This is a genomic window from Dictyobacter kobayashii, assembly GCF_003967555.1.
In the GTDB taxonomy this organism is placed as follows: domain Bacteria; phylum Chloroflexota; class Ktedonobacteria; order Ktedonobacterales; family Ktedonobacteraceae; genus Dictyobacter; species Dictyobacter kobayashii.
Genome location: NZ_BIFS01000002.1, coordinates 2,675,361 through 2,694,860, shown reverse-complemented (window position 1 = coordinate 2,694,860; position 19,500 = coordinate 2,675,361). Strand labels below are relative to the sequence as shown.

General features: G+C 50.6%; 19 protein-coding genes and 2 pseudogenes. 10 read left to right on the top strand and 11 right to left on the bottom strand.

Annotated elements, in window-relative coordinates:
* Positions 1–285 precede the first annotated feature (285 nt).
* From trhO to EL645_RS38265, 5 genes and pseudogenes are all read left to right on the top strand, one after another.
* On the top strand, positions 286–1,155 hold the full coding sequence (trhO, locus tag EL645_RS38285) for an oxygen-dependent tRNA uridine(34) hydroxylase TrhO (protein WP_126557609.1): 870 nt from the start codon (positions 286–288) through the stop codon (positions 1,153–1,155).
* A 154-nt stretch (positions 1,156–1,309) separates the two neighbouring features.
* A complete protein-coding gene (locus EL645_RS38280) occupies positions 1,310–1,951 on the top strand; it encodes a class I SAM-dependent methyltransferase (RefSeq protein ID WP_126557608.1) in 642 nt (213 codons plus the stop codon).
* A 148-nt stretch (positions 1,952–2,099) separates the two neighbouring features.
* Positions 2,100–2,345: a ferredoxin gene (locus EL645_RS38275; protein WP_126557607.1), complete on the top strand. Its 246-nt coding sequence runs from the start codon at positions 2,100–2,102 to the stop codon at positions 2,343–2,345.
* Positions 2,335–3,778, top strand: a pseudogene (locus EL645_RS38270) (NAD(P)/FAD-dependent oxidoreductase). Before EL645_RS38275 ends, EL645_RS38270 begins: the two are co-directional and overlap by 11 nt.
* A 12-nt stretch (positions 3,779–3,790) precedes the next feature.
* Positions 3,791–5,031 (top strand): annotated as a pseudogene (locus EL645_RS38265) (cytochrome P450).
* 280 nt (positions 5,032–5,311) lie between these two features.
* Here the strand turns inward: EL645_RS38265 and EL645_RS38260 are convergent.
* The 4 genes from EL645_RS38260 to EL645_RS38250 are packed head-to-tail and all read right to left on the bottom strand — an operon-like array spanning position 5,312 to position 7,246.
* A complete protein-coding gene (locus EL645_RS38260) occupies positions 5,312–6,262 on the bottom strand; it encodes an alkaline phosphatase family protein (protein WP_126557606.1) in 951 nt (316 codons plus the stop codon).
* Positions 6,262–6,732, bottom strand: coding sequence for an alkaline phosphatase family protein (locus tag EL645_RS45005; protein WP_218032281.1), 471 nt, complete (start codon positions 6,730–6,732; stop codon positions 6,262–6,264). Before EL645_RS45005 ends, EL645_RS38260 begins: the two co-directional genes overlap by 1 nt.
* 23 nt (positions 6,733–6,755) lie before the next feature.
* Positions 6,756–6,896, bottom strand: a complete 141-nt coding sequence (locus tag EL645_RS39885; RefSeq protein WP_161978040.1) for a hypothetical protein — start codon at positions 6,894–6,896, stop codon at positions 6,756–6,758.
* Positions 6,893–7,246 carry a type I-C CRISPR-associated protein Cas8c/Csd1 gene (locus EL645_RS38250; RefSeq protein WP_126557605.1) on the bottom strand — a complete coding sequence of 118 codons (354 nt, stop codon included), beginning with the start codon at positions 7,244–7,246 and terminating at the stop codon, positions 6,893–6,895. Before EL645_RS38250 ends, EL645_RS39885 begins: the two co-directional genes overlap by 4 nt.
* A 565-nt stretch (positions 7,247–7,811) precedes the next feature.
* Here EL645_RS38250 and EL645_RS38245 point away from each other — a divergent pair.
* The 3 genes from EL645_RS38245 to EL645_RS38235 all read left to right on the top strand — a co-directional run bounded on the left by EL645_RS38245 (position 7,812) and on the right by EL645_RS38235 (position 10,608).
* Positions 7,812–8,459, top strand: coding sequence for a hypothetical protein (locus EL645_RS38245; RefSeq protein WP_126557604.1), 648 nt, complete (start codon positions 7,812–7,814; stop codon positions 8,457–8,459).
* Between the two features lie 20 nt (positions 8,460–8,479).
* Positions 8,480–9,865 (top strand): hypothetical protein, encoded by a 1,386-nt coding sequence (locus EL645_RS38240; protein WP_126557603.1) that lies wholly within the window; start codon positions 8,480–8,482, stop codon positions 9,863–9,865.
* Between the two features lie 155 nt (positions 9,866–10,020).
* On the top strand, positions 10,021–10,608 hold the full coding sequence (locus EL645_RS38235; RefSeq protein ID WP_126557602.1) for a hypothetical protein: 588 nt from the start codon (positions 10,021–10,023) through the stop codon (positions 10,606–10,608).
* 67 nt (positions 10,609–10,675) lie between these two features.
* Here EL645_RS38235 and EL645_RS38230 read toward each other — a convergent pair whose 3' ends face one another.
* The 5 genes from EL645_RS38230 to EL645_RS38215 all read right to left on the bottom strand — a co-directional run bounded on the left by EL645_RS38230 (position 10,676) and on the right by EL645_RS38215 (position 14,919).
* Complete coding sequence (locus EL645_RS38230) at positions 10,676–11,611, bottom strand: alpha/beta hydrolase (protein WP_126557601.1); 936 nt, start codon at positions 11,609–11,611, stop codon at positions 10,676–10,678.
* A 77-nt stretch (positions 11,612–11,688) separates the two neighbouring features.
* Positions 11,689–12,495, bottom strand: a complete 807-nt coding sequence (locus EL645_RS38225) for an SDR family NAD(P)-dependent oxidoreductase (RefSeq protein ID WP_126557600.1) — start codon at positions 12,493–12,495, stop codon at positions 11,689–11,691.
* A 184-nt stretch (positions 12,496–12,679) separates the two neighbouring features.
* Positions 12,680–13,228, bottom strand: a complete 549-nt coding sequence (locus EL645_RS42085; RefSeq protein WP_218032280.1) for an NAD(P)/FAD-dependent oxidoreductase — start codon at positions 13,226–13,228, stop codon at positions 12,680–12,682.
* 56 nt (positions 13,229–13,284) lie between these two features.
* Positions 13,285–14,274 (bottom strand): flavin-containing monooxygenase, encoded by a 990-nt coding sequence (locus tag EL645_RS42080; RefSeq protein ID WP_218032279.1) that lies wholly within the window; start codon positions 14,272–14,274, stop codon positions 13,285–13,287.
* A gap of 75 nt (positions 14,275–14,349) precedes the next feature.
* On the bottom strand, positions 14,350–14,919 hold the full coding sequence (locus EL645_RS38215; protein ID WP_161978039.1) for a TetR/AcrR family transcriptional regulator: 570 nt from the start codon (positions 14,917–14,919) through the stop codon (positions 14,350–14,352).
* A 503-nt stretch (positions 14,920–15,422) separates the two neighbouring features.
* Here EL645_RS38215 and EL645_RS38210 point away from each other — a divergent pair.
* Complete coding sequence (locus tag EL645_RS38210; protein ID WP_126557598.1) at positions 15,423–16,706, top strand: LbetaH domain-containing protein; 1,284 nt, start codon at positions 15,423–15,425, stop codon at positions 16,704–16,706.
* Positions 16,700–17,095 (top strand): hypothetical protein, encoded by a 396-nt coding sequence (locus EL645_RS38205; protein ID WP_126557597.1) that lies wholly within the window; start codon positions 16,700–16,702, stop codon positions 17,093–17,095. Before EL645_RS38210 ends, EL645_RS38205 begins: the two co-directional genes overlap by 7 nt.
* A 63-nt stretch (positions 17,096–17,158) precedes the next feature.
* On the opposite strand, the gene EL645_RS38200 is transcribed toward EL645_RS38205, so the two are convergent.
* Entirely contained in the window at positions 17,159–17,569 is a 411-nt protein-coding gene (locus EL645_RS38200; protein ID WP_126557596.1) for a group III truncated hemoglobin, read from the bottom strand.
* A 664-nt stretch (positions 17,570–18,233) separates the two neighbouring features.
* Complete coding sequence (cax, locus tag EL645_RS38190) at positions 18,234–19,424, bottom strand: calcium/proton exchanger (protein WP_126557594.1); 1,191 nt, start codon at positions 19,422–19,424, stop codon at positions 18,234–18,236.
* Positions 19,425–19,500 lie beyond the last annotated feature (76 nt).

The window sequence follows — 19,500 nt, the reverse complement described above, 5'->3', positions numbered from 1 at the left end:
TACTCTATCAATATCTGCCAATAAAACCGAATTATTCCGCTTTTTCAATAGATCGCAGGGAGATCACCAGCCAGCGATACAATGAACCTTCTTTCAGGTGTAGAGTGTGTGATGGGCGGCCGCGGCCACCCACTACACACACTCTACACTCCCAACCCGGCGCCGCAGGTGCCACAGAAGAACATGAAAAAGCCCTGCCGCTGACGCCCCCGGGCTGGCCAAAAACCCTGATTATTGGTACTATTTTTACAGGCAAAGTTATTGGTTTTTGGATATACTATCAGCATGAGCTATCAAATTTTACTTTACTACAAATATATCGAGGTTCCTGATCCCCAGGCGGTGAAACTGTGGCAGAAAACCCTGTGCCAGCTTCTCGGACTGAAGGGGCGCATTATCGTTGCCCATGAGGGCATTAACGGAACCGTTGAGGGAACCGTCGCCGCAACCCGCCAATATATGCGGGCAATGAAAGAATATCCAGCCTTCAAGGAAATTACCTATAAAATCAGCGAGGGTACGGGCAATGCCTTGCCAATCTTATCGGTCAAGGTGCGCAATGATATTATCAGTGATAGTGTGGCTGATTGGGATGTAAATCCGACGCAACAGACTGGAAAATATCTGACGGCCGACGAGTTACATGCATGGTATGAAAGTGGCAAGAAATTCTACCTGGTGGATATGCGCAATGACTATGAACATAAAAGTGGCCATTTTGAAAATGCGATCCTGCCCGCCATGGAGAACTTTCGCGATCTTCCCAAGGTGTTACCAGAACTGCAGAAGCTAACCGATGCTCCAATGGTCACTGTCTGCACCGGAGGAGTGCGCTGTGAGAAGGCAACCGGCTTTTTATTGAAAAATGGCATGCAGGATGTCTATCAGCTCCAGGATGGTATTGTTACCTATATGGAGAAATATCCCAACCAGCATTTCAAGGGAAAATTGTATGTCTTTGACAATCGTATCCTGATGGGATTTCATACGGACCAGCCTGAACATGAAGTAATCGGTCACTGTGTCGTATGCCAGCAGCCGTCAGAACATTATGTCAACTGCACCAATGATGATTGCCATCGCCACCTGATTTGCTGTGAAGATTGTCTGGCTAACTATACAACGTTCACCTGCCCCCAGGGCTGCCGCGCGTAGCAGATAAGTTACTGTATATTCCATCTATCTATCTCCCCTTTGATTTCCAGGTTGCATATACGTCTCAGGAATAATGGATGAGCTCATTATTCCTGAGAAAGCAACAGAGCTGCGTGTAGGTCTCCGTTATTAGTTGAAAGTGAGATATATCAGCATGAGTCAGCATCGAACACCAACATCAACCAGGGGTCATCGCTTCTTTGCTAGCTTCTACGAGCGCATATCACAGGGAAAAGCAGAGAAGCAATATATGGAACCAATACGTAAAGAACTTGTTGGACAGGCTAAAGGACTGGTGCTCGAAGTGGGCGCCGGTAATGGTCTGAACTTTGCTTATTATAATCCGGCACTAGTCGAGCGTGTGGAAGCGACCGAACCAGATAGCGCGATGTTGAGATATGCCCGTACACGGGCCACAGCCGCGCCTGTACCTATCAAGCTGACCCAGACGCCCGTCGAACAATTGCCCTTTGCTGACGAGTACTTTGACAGCGTTGTTTGCACGCTCGTTTTCTGCTCGGTCAACGATCCCTTAAAAGGTCTGCAAGAGATTCGACGCGTCCTCAAACCCGGGGGCCAGCTCCTGTTAGTAGAACATGTGCGGGCCAGGGTGCCTTTCAACGCGTTTATACAGGATCTTATCACGCCCCTTACGAGGCTCTTTTTAGGTAATTGCCATTGGAACCGCAATACAGAACAGACCGTTCAAGCGGCTGGCTTCCAGGAGATTACAAGAGAACGGAGCATGCCGGTGGGCGAATTAATGCCCCTGGTGACGATACAGGCAAGTCGCTAAGAGATCAAGTTCTCATCAGTGGCTGCTAACACTGCTAGAAAGACGTTTAGGATTGTATATATACACTATTTAAACCACAAGAACACCCATCATCAGGTCGATATTACATAGTAACTGTTCGGAAATACCATAAAGGAGAGCTAAGCTGATGCGTGTTGTTGTGGATTTAAATCGCTGTCAGGGATATGCCCAGTGCTGTTTTTTGGCACCTGAGTCTTTTAAACTGGTAGGTGAAGAGGCCTTAATGTATGATCCTGGTCCAGATGATGACCAGGTGGAGAAGATATTGCGGGCCGCCGCCTCCTGTCCCGTGCAGGCGATATCCTTTGAGCGGCCTTCCTCGCGTTCCTCTAAGCCAGGAAAAAAGAACGAGGAGGCCTACTATGGTCACTAGGAAGGAACTCAAAGAGAGCTTTAAAAAGAGTGGAAACATCGTGATTGTAGGTGCCTCGCTGGCTGGTCTGCGAGCAGCCGAGGTCCTGCGTAAAGAAGAGTTTAAGGGCCAGATCACCGTGATCGGGGATGAACCCTACGAGCCGTATGATCGTCCCCGCTCTCTAAACAGGTGCTGAAAGGGTGGGTTACGGCGGATCACACAACACTACCTCGCCTGTACAATGTGGATGATGTAGAGTGGAAATTGGGGGTGGCTGCGACTGGCCTGGATCTGCGCAAGAGGCAGGTGCAGCTGGCCGATGGGCAGCAGATTGACTACCATCGTTTACTGATTGCCACTGGCGTTCGTGCCCGCCGGTGGCCAAATAAAGCGGAGGCGGATCTGGATGGGGTCTTTGTGGTGCGCACACGTGATGATGCACAGCAGCTGCAAAAACGCCTGGATAGTAAACCGCGCCATGTGCTGATCATCGGTGCCGGCTTCACTGGATCAGAGATAGCCTCGGTCTGTCGCGATCGCGGCTTACCTGTCACGGTCACTGAGCGTAGTGCATCGCCTTTAATTGGTGCGCTTGGAGGTACCATCGGGGCTATCGCAGCCGAGGTGCAGCGTCAGAATGGCGTTGATCTGCGCTGCAATACCACCGTCACCTCCCTGGAAGGAGACGCCAATAAGCGTTTGCGCCGTGCCCATTTGTCCGATGGGAGCACCCTGGATGTAGATATCGCGGTTGTGGCCCTGGGCTCGATTCGCAATACCGAATGGCTCCGTGGCTCAGGCTTAGCGGCCGGGCAACTGGGGGTCTCGTGTGACGCAGGCTGTCGTGCCTTTGATCTCAATGGCATTGTGACGGATGATATCTTTGTGGCCGGCGATGTGGCACGCTTCCCGCACCCTCTGTATGAATATCAACTGATCGCGCTTGAGCACTGGGGTAATGCCCTCAGCCAGGCCGAGGTTGCCGCCCATAATATGGTCAACAATGAGGCTGATCGCCGCCCCCACATTTCTGTGCCTGCCTTCTGGTCCATGCAGTTTGGCCTCAACATTAAGTCCGTTGGCCTGCCTCCTTTTGCTACCGAGGTGGTCGTGATGCAAGGATCGGTTGAGCAGCGCCGCTTTGTGGCTGCCTATGGGCACAAAGGACGTACTGTCGCGGCCGTAAGCTTTGATCAGGGGCGCTGGCTCCCATATTATGAGAAACAGATCGCGGCTGCCGCTCCCTTTCCACCTGCTCCACCTGCATATGACAGCCCGGGTCACTACAACCTGTCCCGGCAAAGTTCCCAAAGACCAATGTGCCAACGACAACACCAACCATTATCCTGACTGGACATGTGCCCGGCGAGCTACGGGCAACGCATCTGGAACCTTCACCGATGGCTTCAGAAAAATCTGTAATAGATAGTCAGCCAGAACACAAAGCATGAAAAGGAGCCATTATGGCAGAGCAGAGTTTATTTCAACAGATTAATGACTATAAGAATAGAGCCAATCCTTACCCGCTCTATGCGGAGATGCTCAAGACGCCAGTTATCCGTGAATCGGATGGTAACTATGCCGTTAGCAGCTATCGCCTGGTTACCTCATTGCTGCACGACCCGCGTCTGAGTTCGGATGCGCGCAATCTACCGTCATCCAGCGCCAAAGCGCAAGCGGTCGCCAGTAGTAAGTTCCCGATTCCGTTTATCCGCCTTGATCCACCCGATCATGATCGGCTACGTCGTATGGTGACCCGGCAGTTCGGTCCTCCCCACACCACTGGCTTAATCGCTGGCATGCATCAAGAGCTGGAAAATATCGTCAATGAATTACTGGACCACGTTCAAGGTCGCAAACAGATCGACATTGTGGATGACTTCTCTTATCCATTCCCTGTCACTGTCATTTGTCGCTTGCTGGGAGTGCCACACGAAGATGAGCAGCTCTTCCATGCCTGGGCGGATGCGCTGGTGGAGTCCCTTGATCCAGAAATGGGGAATGGTGAAGATCTCCAGATGCGGCAAAAGGCGTTGACCGCGCGGAATGAGTTGAGCCAATATATGAGCAAGTTGATCGCGGCCCGGCAGAAACAGCCAGGGAACGATATGCTCTCTAAATTGGCCAATGATAATGGTCCTGATGGACGGCTGACAACTGAGGATCTTGTAAGTACGTCCGGCCTGTTGTTGATTGCTGGACATGAGACGACGGTCAATCTGATTACCAACGGTATGTTGACACTGTTACGCCATCCAGAGGTGCTAGAACGCTTACGCAAGGACCCGGAGCTTGCCATTCCGCTGGTAGAGGAGCTTTTGCGCTTTGAGCCGCCTGTGCAATTCAGTTCACAACGCGTGGCGATTGCGGATATCCAGATTGATGGCCAGACCATCCCCAAAGGCTCACAGGTCTATCTCATGCTGGCGGCCGCCAATCGCGATCCCGAGCGTTTCCCTGATCCTGAGCGTTTTATTCCTGATCGGCAAGATAATGAGCATCTGGGCTTTGGCAGTGGTATCCACTATTGCTTCGGGGCTCCTCTGGCCCGTCTGGAGGTCCAGATAGCTCTGAACGCGCTGGCCCAACGCCTGATCAACCCTCGCCTGGCCGTAGATCCCCCGCCCTACCGGCCCGGCGCCGTCCTACGTGGCCCCGCCACCTCCTTGTCAACATCGACGGCATCAAACCCCACAAACTGTAACAGAGTGTCAGACACACTTTTTCCTGGGGCGCTTACGCGCCCCTGTTTTATTTATTGGTGCATAGGGTGCGATTGACGCACCCTATGCACCAATAGGTGGAAGCCATTGTGAGCGCTCAAGCGCGGAGAACCCATGCGGGAAGAAGCCATCTATGCCGCAACCCTGACACTCTGTAAAACACAGCCTGACATACAAGAAACCTGTTTAATACAGTGTCGCTGCAAATATATAAAACACATTTGCAGCGACACTGTAGAAGTGTTAGCGCACGCGCGCAAATTACTTTGTAGTAGGACTGGCGGACAACACCAAAGGCTTACGCGGAGCCTGACTAAAATCAAAATCATTCACAAGATTGCCTAGAATGGCCGCATTCTCTCGCACATCGGGCCGTGGATCAGGTCGCCCATCCGTCTTTGGATCGATGCGCGATCCGTTCAAGAAATCGTCTTCAATAAATTTCAGGTATGCATCGAAGCTCAAAGTCTGATGATCGATATATCCCTGGCGCGCATAGGCACTGATCACCAGGCCAGGGACACGGAGCCCATAACCATTTTGATCGACCGTTGGCGGTGTAACATGATCGTAGAAGCCACCCCAGTCGTCCCAGGCCAGAAAGATAGCGGTGCTATCCCAATCGGGACCATTCATGACGGCGTTGACCAGTTGTGTGACGTATGACTGGCCTGTGCTGACCAGTGCCGGTGGATGTTCACTATTTTTGCCGTTTGGCGTAATCCACGAGACGGCTGGTAAAGTGCCTTTTTGGGCCGCGCTATCGAAATTGTTGAGCGATTGCACGTTCTGCAGTTGACCATCCTGCTTGACTGTGTCAAAGTCTGGCAATGGATTCCAGATACCAGGCGTCTTTGCCTGCTGCTTGACATTTTGACAGGAGGCCGCGTTATCTTCACAATCTGGCTCGGTCCCTGGCGCGACATAGTAAGCCCAACCAATATTGGCTTTATGCAGGAGGTACGTCAGATCGGTCCAGGCATAGTCCGCCGTATATTGGTTCGCCTTTTTCAGGGTCACAGGCCCTTTGATGTTATTCACACAACTGGCTGCGTTACCCGGCTGGCTACAATTAGCAGACCAGCCTGAAACCATAAATAGGTGCGCCGGTAGGCTCCAGGAGGAATCTGGCTCAAACATATGATCCTGCAACACAAAGTTCTTTGCATAGGACCAGTAGTTGGGAATATCACTGCCGTCGTGATAACCCATCACATCTGTTTGCCCCCGGCGCTACAGGCTGGATCATTAGGGGTGGTACAGCTACCTTTGCCCTTTTCTGCCTGGGCAATAAAACCATTCATCTTTCCCTGGTTGATATCAGCGGCGGCATTAACCGCGCCATGCGGGCCGCCGTGATTGAGATCCTGGGTATCATGATATGGCTTGATGCATTGATTCGTCTTTGGATCGTTGACACACACACTGGGGACACCGTTCTTCATTGGAATACCGTCCGCCCCTGGATAGGTGCCAAAGTAGGAATCAAACGAGCGATTCTCTTGCATTATAACGATAACATGCTTGATTTTATGAATATCATTATTAGCTGTACTGGCTGGCGTGCTGGTAGCAGATGGCGTCGTTGTCTGACTGCTGCATGCCATCAAACCTGTGGCCATAATGAGACAGATCAGTCCCATATGCCAGGCACGCCCTGAAAATCTATATACGTGCTGCATAAGCAAGTACCTTTCTCTAAACATTAATGTGGCTCGGCATCTCCCCGAGACACTATTTCTGGCGCTAACTCGGTCGTGCTTGCCTGGGACTGCGTCAAGCGTTCGGCACGCAGTAGTGCTCGAATAAATGGTCCTCCACCATGGCGCTTGATCCATTCCTTCAAGGGGGATCAATACGTAGCTCATAGCGCTCGGTGAGATCTGGCTCGTCATCTTCATCTTCCGCTACAGGCATGGGATGACCTGAACGTTCCTGCAGATAACCGAGCGCAAATGCTCCCTGCTCACGGCGATTTAAGGGGCTGTTAAAAGCATCCATGGGAAGCAGTTGTGTTAACGGATATAGTTCCACTTCTCTCCCCTGCTGGATAGCAAATGCCAGCGCTGCAGGCAAAACCTGGGGTGGTGTAGTCGATGCTACCTGATAGACATGTTCAGGGTCCCCTTGCAACATCCCTTGCCGCGCAAGCAGTGCAAAGAGCCTTCCCAAAAGATATCCACGATTGTAAGGCATCTTGTCCCTTCTTCCTGGAAACTCTAAATCACATTGTACGTACGCCTCTGTACGTAACTATACCCGTACAGTCTCAAGAAAGCTTAAAGATTTACTCAAAATACCGTTTATCTTTTCTGGAATCAGGGCTTTTTTATGTTCCTCTTTGGCACCTGCGGCGCCGGGTTGGGAGTGTGGTTTGGTGAGCGGCCGCGGCCGCTCACCAAACCACACCTGAAAGATGGGACATCGTATCGCTGGCTGGTGATCTCTATGTTTGCAGGAGGGAGGAGGCTGCGGCTGCCCGCCACACACTCCACACTTGAAAGATGGTCCATCTGATCGCTGGCTCGTGATCTCCATTCTTGCAGGATGGAGGCGGCTGCAGCCGCCCGCCACACGCTCTACACCTGAAAGAATTGACATCGTATCGCTTGCTCATGATCTTCCTGCGATCTCTGGACGAACATTACAAAGCCCTGTGCTGGAATAAGCACGCTTGTAAAGCTTTATGGATATTTCGTATAATTGCCAGATTGGATATGGAAATTATTTCTACGCAATTACGCAATAAGGAAAAAGAAATATGCAAGATGATATGCTCTCTACTAATAGCCGGGAACTACAACAGTCTGAATATGATGAGCAGTTGTTACAACGCCAAAAGCGGCTGCAAACAGAAGCACAGCAGATATTAGAGGAGCTAAAAGTCGTAGAAAAACTCTCACAGGTGGGACAGGTCCGACAAACGGGCAGTACGACCCTGGGATTGATGGTCTGGCGCGATATCGACCTGCAGGTTTCCAGTCCCGGACTAAGTGCCGAGCGTGCCTTTACTATTATGCAGCCACTCCTATCCCATCCTTATATCAAACAGGTACGCTACCTTCATCAAAGCGAGCATTTTAAAGTTGAAGGCCTGGATGAACGTCATTTTTTTATGCTTTTCTATCAATTCCACGAACCCGTCGAATGGAAACTGGATATCTCGTTCTGGCTTGGTGAGGGTATCCATCCTGAACCCCTTCACGAGGCGATTGAACAACAGTTGACGCATGAAACACGCCTGCTCATCTTGCGCATTAAAGATGTCTGGTATCAACTCCCCGCCTATCGCAACACCGTAGCGAGCACCGACATTTATGACGCCGTCTTACAACACGGGGTGCGCACGCTGGACGATTTCGATCAATACCTCTCCCAACGCGGGAAGCCCACACGTCACCACAGCTAGAGTTGTATAGGAGCCTTTTTATGTCATTTAGCGGTTCGTTGGATGATAAGCCATCACCCTTCCTTACTATAAATGAGGCCTGGAAGGTGTTGTACGATTATTTTCTTGGCTCTGCTGGATTGTTAAGCCATTTTGAAGCGAGCCAAACACCCAATCAGGCATTGATAGGGGAGGTTGAGAATGCACTTGCCATTATAAAAGATGATTGGATGTGTCGAAGCGCCTTTCCTCGTGAGCAAGTACAGATCCTTTGGAGAATTGTATCTCAGCTGGATGAGGCGTTGGAACATGAGCGAACCCATGAACCTGAGTTGCGTTTCTGGCATACGCTGGTGAGGTCCTGGATAGACGAAGTCTTTGGGTCTTCAAGAAGCTTTCTACGCGAAGCTGAGGCGATGGGCCTTCTGCTTCAGCATCTATTGGGTGGCGTTTCGTTTGGAGAGAGTTTGCAAAAGGGAAGTATTGAGACACGATTTTTTCATGATCTTTTGATGCGTATGAAAAATTTGGAAAAGGTGTGGGACAGCAAGCAAGAGATTTCTGTATTGGCTTGTCGTGCACTATTTGCGAGTGTGTACTTGCCGTGGTCATCTGAGCGATTTTCAAAAATACAGCGCCAGGAGTTGGCTGTCATAAAACACATGGTGTATCAACAGACTCAAGAAAGTTTGCAAGAAGCAACCTGTGAGCATGAACATGAAAAGCAGGAAGTTCTCCAAGAACAAAGAGGGCTTGAGTTGAAGGATGTATCTGCTCTCTACGCAGAAGAGGAGGCCTGGAGGGTTCTTCGACAACATTTTATTGAACCCGGAGGTTTACTTGACCAGATAGATCACGGCAAACCTATACAGGTTCATCCAGGAAATAAGCCGCAAACGTGCCAGGAACTGCAAGCGATCCAAAAAGCATTGGCGGAGGTGCAAAGCTCCTGGGAAGGAAGACATGAACTTCCCAAATGGCAAATCGATCTCATGTGGAGGATCGCACCTCGCCTTGAGGAATTGTTGCAACATCCACCAGTGCCACCACTAACATTGCATCTATTACACGCTAATCTATTTGTATGGTTTAGCAATGCACTCAATGAATTAAATTCATTCTATTATCCTGAGGACCTGATTATCCATGATATAGCAATGCATACGATGGGATTACGAAGCTTTACGCTTGAACTACGTTTTGGGACCATCGATGTGGAGGCATTTGAAGAGCTTATACACGCTCTCAAAGAGCTAAATGAGTGCTGGAAAGGAAAATCTGTTATTCCTAGAATGGCGGCATGGCTCTTGATCTTAGTGCCCATAGGTAATTGGGATGCGACCGTGTATACACATGAGCAGAAAACACAACTCGCTAAGATGAAACGTGGTCTTTATACGCTCATCCAGAATTGTTTCTCTGAATAATGAGGGAGAATAGGCAAGCATGAAAGGATAAAATTTGTATTTATAAGAAACGTTTGAGAAGCGGTAAATAATATATAATTCTTGCAGGTCATGCGCGATAGCATAAGCTATTATTCTGACAAAGATTTTATTATAATAATTGAGAGGAAAATCGTATGTCTGCAGTATCTAGCACATTCCGCACCCCAAAGGCCGCTTTATTTGCTTATATAGCAGCTATTCTTTTTGCTATCCACCTCTTCACCTATTTTGTTCCTGTCTTGCGCGATGCCACCGGCCTTACATTCCCGATCGTCGCTGAACTGATGGCTCTGCTGGCGGTTGCCGAACATCTCTGCCTCTTTCCTGTCCTTGAAGCCCTTCCAGCGCCACGCTGGGCACGCTACGCAGGCTATGGCTGGCTGGTAATCGATATTGCCACCAATATTATGCAGCTCAATGGCACTCCGCAGAGCAGCTATCTACCGCTACGCTATGGTGGTCATATTTCGGCGGCCCTCTGGATCATCGCAGCCTCCTGGCAGATGCAGGGCGCGATCCGTGTTATCGGCATCATACTCGCAGTTGACCTGGTCTTCTATTCATTTATTGCTTTTGTGCCACTGGCATTTCTCATCCTGTTACCTTCACTCGTCCTGTTACCTCTCTGGCTGGCCCTGGTAGGACGTGTGCTGGCAACCAATGCCACAGATCAATTAGAGGACACGAAGACACAAGAGAGCTCAATCAGTACACCTGTTTAATCGGCTGAAAATAAACCTGCCAGGATAGGAGGAGCCAATAAAAGCTCCTCCTATCCTGACACTTTGTTCAGGAACTCACAACGGGCACATCGACTACGCAGGCCTGGAGAAAGGTAGCGGTGCTGGCGATTGAGGCCCGTGCTTCAGGCATAAATGGAGTAAAGAGTTGCCAGACATGTGGCAGTTTGCTCCAGAGCTGGCTCTCAACGGTGACTCCTTGCTGGCGTGCACGTTCAACCAGCCGCACGGCATCGTCCCGCAGCAGTTCGCTATCACTGGCATGCACCAGGAGCGGCGGCAAACCGCTCAGGTCGGCATATAATGGAGAAGCCAGAGGATTGGTCACATCAGAAGAGTTGTCCCCTAGATAGAAACGTGCGCCATCAGGGATCATGCGGGCAAAAAAGAAGGCGTCGCTTTTTTCATTCTCTTGCAGGGAGGCGCCGGTAGCTGCCAGGTCGGTCAGGGGCGAGAAGAGGGCCGCCCCCGCTGGCAGCGGCAGCGCCAGTTCGCGCAACTTCAACAGTGTCGCCAGGGCCAATCCCCCACCAGCCGAGTCGCCTGCCAGCACGATACGTTCAGGTACTTCTCCGCCAGCGAGCAGCTGTTGATACACGGCAATAGTAGCCTCCAGGGCCGCTGGAAAAGGATGCTCTGGTGCCAGGGGATAGTCCAGACTTAGACAACGCATGCGACTTTGTACAGCCAGGGCAACGGTGAGGGAGCGATGGGTGCGCGGCGAACAGGCGATATAGCCGCCACCATGGAGATAGAGAAGAAGTGGATCAGGTTGGGATGTTTGAGCCGATGCAAGTGGTTCAATCCACTCATCATGAAAACCGGCGCGCTCGACGATCTTTAGCTGCCAGCCCGCAGGGACAGCTACGCGTTGCTGCGCATTCAAGCGGCGGCGAAATTGCGCCACCTCTACCGGCCTCCGAAAGTGTCGCTTGACATTTTGCTTCAACAGCAGCGTGATCAGCTGTGCCTGCCAGCTCGACATAAAGCAGCCTCCTTGCATACGATGTTTACATTTATTTCATTTACGCGAATAGTTCTTTTAAGGCATCAGACTAAGTATTAAGGCATCAGGCGACTAAATAGCTTGATTACCGATGGATAATTTCTGGGTGAGAGGCGCTGGGCAAAATCCATAATATAGGCTTCTCGCCCGATAAGGATACGCGGCGCATTGCGCTCGATACCCCGCACAATAATGTCGGCGGCCCGCTCCGGCGGCATGGTCAAGACACGTTCAAAATAAGCGCGTCCTCGTTGTTGCTCTTTCTCGGTCATCGCATCAAAGCGAGCATTGCGCGCAATATTGGTCTTGATGCCTCCAGGATGGACACAGCTGACTTTGATCGCGGTACGTGCTAATTCCTGGCGCAGTGTCTCGGTAAAACCACGGACGGCAAATTTACTGGCGCAATACGCGGCCTGACCTGGCACAGCAAAAAGTCCGAAGACACTGGATAGATTAACAATATGCGCCTCAGGCTGCTGCTTCAGCACAGGCAGGAATGCCTTGACCCCATGAACCACACCCCAGAAATTAATATCGAAGAGCCAGGCAATCTGATCAATCGAGACCTGTTCTACGGTCCCGCCCAATGCCACTCCAGCATTATTGATTAAAATATCGACCTTCCCATGCTGCTCAATCACGGCGGTGGCGAAGTCCTGCACAGCATCTTTATCGGCCACATCCAGTACATGCGTGGAGCACGTGGTAGAGATCATGCCAGCAGTTTCTTCCAGGCCCCTGGAATTTTTGTCGGCCAGGGCCAAAATACATCCTTTAGAAGCTAGATTAAGGGCCAAAGCTCGTCCAATGCCGCTACCCGCGCCGGTGATCACGGCAACATTTCCAGGCTGAATTTTCATCTTTACACACTCCTGAGCATCATTGCTGTAAAAACCTGTCTGCGCCATTTAACTCATATGCCAAACAGCGGCCAGACATGTAAGTGTAGAATATATCAATCACACCACTTCTGACCCCTTCTACTTTGTATAGACTGCCCACCATTAGCGGATAAGCAGCCTATACAGGTCAGTCGGGATCTGGTCAGCCAACAGGTTGGGTATCGGTTCGGGGCTGCGCGACACTATTGCGCGCCACATGCGAATAGTGCTGCCAATCAAAGCGCCGTGTTCGATAGCGGAATTCAAAAGTAAAGCCGGGCCAGATCGTGGTGTTGCGACCGGTAGAATTCAGGTACCAGCTATCACAACCAGAGGTCCAGGCGGTTCCCTGCATGCGCCGCTGCATCTCGTCATCAAAGGCGGCCTGCGCCTCCGATTGAACCTCCACAGCCTGGACCTTGCGCCGCTCCATTTTGCGCAGGCAATCCAATATATAGTTAATTTGCGATTCGATCATGTAGATCATCGAGTTATGGCCCAGGCCGGTATAAGGGCCGATCAGCAAGAAGAGGTTGGGGAAGTCCACGATGGTAGTGCCTAGATACGCCGTCGGATTGGGTTTCCACTTCTCGGCCAATGTCTGGTTGTGGCGTCCGCGCACATGCTGTGGAAAAGGAGCATCGGTGACATGGAAACCGGTCCCGCAAATGATTGTATCGACCTCATGCTCCTGGCCATCTTCGGTAACCACACTATGTGCCCTGATTTCGCGAATACGCTCGGTAATCAACTCTACATTAGGTTGGCTTACCGCCGGATAAAAGTCATCTGAAACCAGGATACGCTTGCACCCATCGCATAATGAGGGGTCAACTTCTCTCGCAACACGGGATCAGGTACCTGGCGTGCCAGGTGCTCTTGCGCAAAACCGATACCCGTCTTCATCATTTCTGGACGATAGACCAGTCCAAGCGCGGTCAATTCATTGCGCAGGTAGATCCTGGTGCGGGCCAGTTGCTGCGCGGGAGGAAAGAGACGATAGAGCCGTTGTCTCTGTTCGGGGATAGGATGATCCAGGCGCGGCACAATCCAGGGCGGTGTGCGTTGGAAGATCGTCAGGTGCTCAACCTTCGGCTGGATCTGTGGCACAAATTGGATCGCCGAGGCCCCGGTTCCAATTACGGCAACACGCTTCCCTGTCAGATCGTAGTCATGCCGCCATTGCGCGGAATGAAAAATTGTACCTTCGAATTGCTCAATACCAGGAATAATCGGCAGCGACGGTTCATTCAGTGGTCCATTGCCACAAATAAAGACATCGGCGGTAAAATGCTCCTGGCTGGTAGTGATATGCCAGCGCTGCTCAACTTCACTCCACGCCGCCTCCACCAGTTCGCTTTTCCAGCGAATATGCGGCAGAATCCCAAAACGCCTCGCACAGCGGCGCAGATAATTCTGAATCTCTTTCTGCTGGGGATACATACGGCTCCAATTGGGATTGGGAGCAAACGAAAAGGAGTAGAGCAAGGATGGAATATCGCAAGCGCAACCGGGATAAGTATTGTCGCGCCATGTCCCTCCAATATCCTCGGCTCGCTCAAAAATTACAAAATCGTTGTAACCGCGTTTCTTCAACTGGATGGCAATTCCCAGACCGGAAAAGCCGGTACCTAAAATCGCGATATGGGTATGCGGAACCAGGTTGTCACCCTCGGATCGTTCAACAAAACCGATGTTAGGATAACTATCACCAGCCAGTGACTTGCGAGCTCCTCTGCTCGCTCGAACGTGAAACATCGTAGTACCCTCCAATATTCTGAATCGCATCCTTGTGGAGGAGACAATCAATCAAACATTATTATGAAAAGATAATTAGCTCTGATCATGCGGGACAACAAGGGTAAAAGCAGTCATTGCCAGGTCACACAGGGCTTGCCGACTAATACTGCGCTGCTCAAGCCAGGCGATACTCGTTGCTTCCACAAAGCCAACCCAGCCCCTGACAGCGATAGCGGATAGAGCGGAAGCTTGCGTTTCCTGTGCAAAGCTCTGTAGGATGCCCTGTATATAGGTCTGGCGAACCATATCAATGATGGCCGCGACCTGCTCATCCACACCAACCCCGCCTCGCAACAGAGAAACATAGGCTTTGGCATGGCGCTCAACATAGGCATAATATGCCTCCAAACTTGTACGCAGGCGTTCCATCGGTTCCAGGGTCGCATCCGCTTCTGTTGCGGCCAGCAGTTGCGCTGCGGCATACTCTACAATGGCAATATAAAAATCATGCTTGGTTGGAAAATAGTAATACAGGAGGCCTTTGGAGATACCGGCAGAGCTAGCGATATCATCAATCGCCACCTCTTCATATGATTGATCGCAAAACAGATCTGCCCCAACCTCGATCAGTCGTTGGCGCCGTGAAATACGCTCTCGCACCATATCAGCTCCCATGTATTTCAATCTGCCCACACACCTGTGATCAATCACATCATCTACATTTGAATATAAGTCAAATTTGAACATAAGTCAAGTTTTTCTCCACTCCCTGCAGGTTTTTTCATGCTCCTCTTTGGCGCCTGCGGCGCCGGGTTGGGAGTGAGGAGAGTGTGGTGGGCGGTCGCGGCCGCCCACCACACTCTCCTCACCTGGAATACGATCATTTTTATTATATATTGCAGCACCTGCGCATTTGCGCAGGTGCTGCAATATATAATAAAAATGATCGGGCGCGAATGCGCACGTACACAAAGAAACAAACAAAAACACAAATTTTTGTGACACACTCGCAACAAATTTCGTTATTATAGGTGAAGCATCCAGTATAATATAAATACAATTATTAATTTTTTGAACGCAAAATAAAACCATGCAGCTTTACCAGCGAAAAACAGGTCTTTAAATTGCCAGACCGCTCTGAGAGCGTGTAGATAGGAGAGAAGCTCATGCCACAGGCAACCCGACGCAGTCTCTTGAAACAAATATCGCTACTCAGTCTCAGTTTCCCGCTACTACCCCGCTTCTTCTTAGCCAAACAATTAGTACGTGATGGTGGAGCATCGCAGGCTCAGCTTAATCGACCCATTTATCCCCGGACAGCTCCCCTTGAGACAGCCACCTTTATTGATCCAACGGCGCTCCTCCTGGGAGAGAAAAATATCAAGCTTGGAGCACAGATCTACGTTGCCCCCTTCGCACAACTCCAGGCGGACGAGGCACCTATTCAGATTGGATCAGCCTCAAATATTCAGGATAATGTGGTGATCATCGCCTGTCAGGAGCGCGCTGCGGCAGCAGAGCAAGCTATGAAAAGCCTTGGACTGCATGCAGCGGCGGGAGTCCAAATCGCGACACGCTGTATTCTGGCTCATGGGGTAACAATCAAAGGGCCAGCACATATAGGTGAAGGCAGTGGAAATCAGGCCACCTTCTTGAGCTTTGGTGCTGAAGTAGATGGTGCCATCCTGGAACGAAACACAGTTGTCTCTCAATTGGCTCGCGTGGGCCCTGGCGTAAGACTACGCAGTGGCTATGTCGTCCTGGCTGGTAAGAACGTGACCAGCCAGCAAGAAGCTGACAATGTCGCCCTGGGTAAGGTGCGCATGATTACAGAGGCGGATATCGCCTTTAATGAAGCCGTTCTAGAGGTGAATACCAGCTTCGCCCATACTTATACTAAACTCTTCCGCGAAAAAGCGTCCAACATCGAGGGCATCAACTATAATCCAGGCTTTAGCCATTTCAATCCGACTCGTCATCTGCCAACATTCGATAAGATCGCGACCAGCCTGCCCGCTTTTCGAAATCGCATCATTGGTGCCGTCAACCTGGCCGATACCCTGCACGCTGCCGATGCTGCGATGCTGGATGGTATTTCGCTACGCGCAGACGAAGGGGAGCCTTTCAATATAGGCCACATACACTATATGGGCGATAATGTCATTTTCCATGCGCTTGAACATACAGACTTACAGGTCGGCAACAATATCAGTTATGGCAATCATGCCATAGTCCACGGAGGGGTGCGGCAGCCCGGCAATAAGCCGACGGTGATTGAAGATGATGTGATATTGCATGAGCAGGCGCTTGTCTTCGGTTCGCTGATCGGGCAAGGATCCATTATTGGCGTGAAAAGCGCTGTCATTAACTCTGAGCTGGCCCCTGGTACGGTTATTTCTGATCACGTGGTCTACCTCAACAATCAACAATTTGGAGCGGTAGAATGGTAACATCATCTCATAATGAGCCGGGCGCAGGTCACAACGCTACCCTCGCCGGACTGCGAGCAAAGATCTATACCACGCCAACGGTACATCATAATGGGGTAGAGGGGTGGACCACCTACTGGCAGCTAAGCTGGGAACCTATACCCGCCGCTAGCCGTTACCTGGTGTACTACGCAACCGCAGAAGGGGTCAGTGCTACACCTCACCCAACCAGCGAGCCTCAATGGCGACTTTCGATCGCCACCGGTATTGGAAGCTGTGAGACAGACCGCATAGAGCAAGAAGATTACTTGCTGGCAGCACAGCTGCAGGTTATTATAGCGGCCCAATTCGCGGATGGCTCACTGGGAACGCCATCGGCCCCCATCGCGGTAGGTATGATTTTAACATAATACCCACGCTGTTCCTTGCAGGCTCCATGAATGTGGGGCCTGCAGTTCTTTTATGTATGCTTTTTACTGTTCGAACCAGGACATTGGTAAAAAGAAGCGATTCATTTTGATCTGCATCGAAGGTGCAATCGAGCGGGCCCGTTTCTTGGCCTCTTCAGCTTTTGGACCCTGAAATTGGCGATCGACTTCGCTCTCAAACAGTGTCAGCCAGCGCTCAAAGTGTGCCGGACTCAACTTCTTCTTCTGATCCAGAGCCAGGTGCTTCTGCATCATCCCCCCATGATATGCACCAGTCTGAAACAACATATTTTCCCAGAAATCATACATGACTGGTAGATGCTCTTCGAGATTGATCGCGGCAACCTCCGTAAAGAAAGTACCAATCAATTCGTCTTGCATGGCATGTGTATAAAAAGCACGAATCAGCCGGGCAATATCCGCGCGATCCTGGATATCACTTTTTTCTTCTAACATCAGCCCAAAACCCTTTATATCTTCAATTACTTAATTTATCAATAATAGCCACAGGCTAGCCGGGTAGCATAGCTCAGGGATATAAAAGATTATGGATGATCTATCAATGAAAGTAAATAGCCAACGCTGAGAACAACATACACTCCACACCCGGCGCCGCAGGCGCCAAAGAGAAACATGAGAAAGCCCTGGACTACCAATAAATCCTGTAGACAGCTAAATACGCCAATGTTATAATAATCTCCGCAAGACTAGCATTTCAATCAAAAATAGGAGGTGCGATATGAAAAATACCAATCAGCAGCAGAGAGGCTCCTTTTGCTTTTGAGCCGATGAGTAAACGCAGGAAAGGTTATCCATCGGAACAGGCCGTCAAACGTGGTGTACGCATCATTCATGGTGACAAAGAACTGCACGAGAAGCTGGGCAAAGAAGACCTTTGCCCCTGTGGCTCAGGATACCGCTTTCAAGCGATGCTGTCGTCAAAGTGGACGCTATGATGGCAGCCTGCGCGACCACTACTTTTAGAACCTGAGAGATTGGCAAGCCCCAAAAAAACGAAACGTTCCTGCGGGGCTTGCTCCCCCCTTTTACCCTCCCCACACGAACCTATGCGCATCGTTGTTATTGTTGCTTTATGATCATATCCATGAATAAGAGGCATCTAGCCGGGCGTGAAAAATGTGCCAACCGCCAGGATCAGGTAAAACGCACAGAGCAGGAGTCCTTCCAGCCATGTGGATAAGCCGTCCAGGCTGATGACGGTATACAAACCGGCAACCAGGGCAAACATGGCAACCTCCAATAGGGAAAAATTGAGGTCCAGGGGTACCCCTACAATTGGTCCGGCCAATACCAGCAGGGGCGCAACCAATAAGGCGATCTGGATCGATGAGCCTGCCGTGATGGCCATCGAGACCTCCATATGATTCTGGGTGGCCGAGGAAACGGCAGAAAAATGCTCGGCCGCATTACCGACCAGCGGCAAAATGATCAAGCCGACAAAAAATGCATTGAGTCCAACCTGGTGCGTTAATGGGTCAATAGCGCCGACCAGGATCTCGCTCAAGACAGCGGTAATCGCTGTCGCCAGCGCTAAGGCGGCGATGGGAAACCATATGGTAGTTTTCCATTTTATGCCTAAAAGGGTCCACAGACTTGCTTTGTGCGCGGCTGCTGCCGTCCCTTGGCTAGATATTGTAGCTTCAATATCTTGTAGTTGCCGCATCTCTTCTTCCTCGCGCAACTCATCGGTAGGATTTATCAACAGGTCATCCTGGGCCGCATGTAATCCAAAAATTGAATATGCGATGTAGGCGACATAGCAAATCAGCAATATAATAGCAATACCAATACTGGCCTGGTGTAAATGATTGCCACTCACGACCTGATCGCCAGGGCGTGTGCTCTCACCCACGGTTGCCAGTAATGAAGGGATTGCCATACCAATGACGGCCAATACCAGCATAGCTGCATATTGACCAGTCGCGCGTGAACTAAATTGTTGCTCCCGATATTTCCAGCCACCAAAAAACATTGACATCCCTAGCACCAGTAAGGTATTGCCAATGATTGACCCAGCCAGCGATGCCCGCACGATCTGAGGTAAACCCGCCGATAAAGCCACCAGGCCAATAATGATTTCGGCGGCATTGCCAAAAGTGGCATTGAGCAGGCCGCCAATGCGATGCCCCATGCGCTCGGCCAGCGCTTCAGTTGAGATACCAATTAAGCCTGCCAGCGGTATCAATCCCAGAGAGGCCAATACAAAAACGGTCAGGGCAGAGGCATGCAAATTCTCAGCCACAATTGCCATGGGAACCGCCAGTAATAATATATAGAGCCAGCGTGTCATTTATTTTTAGCCTCCTCGCGCCAAAACATCCTCGTTCCACATTCAGATTCATGAGCTTGATCAGCTATTTTATCCG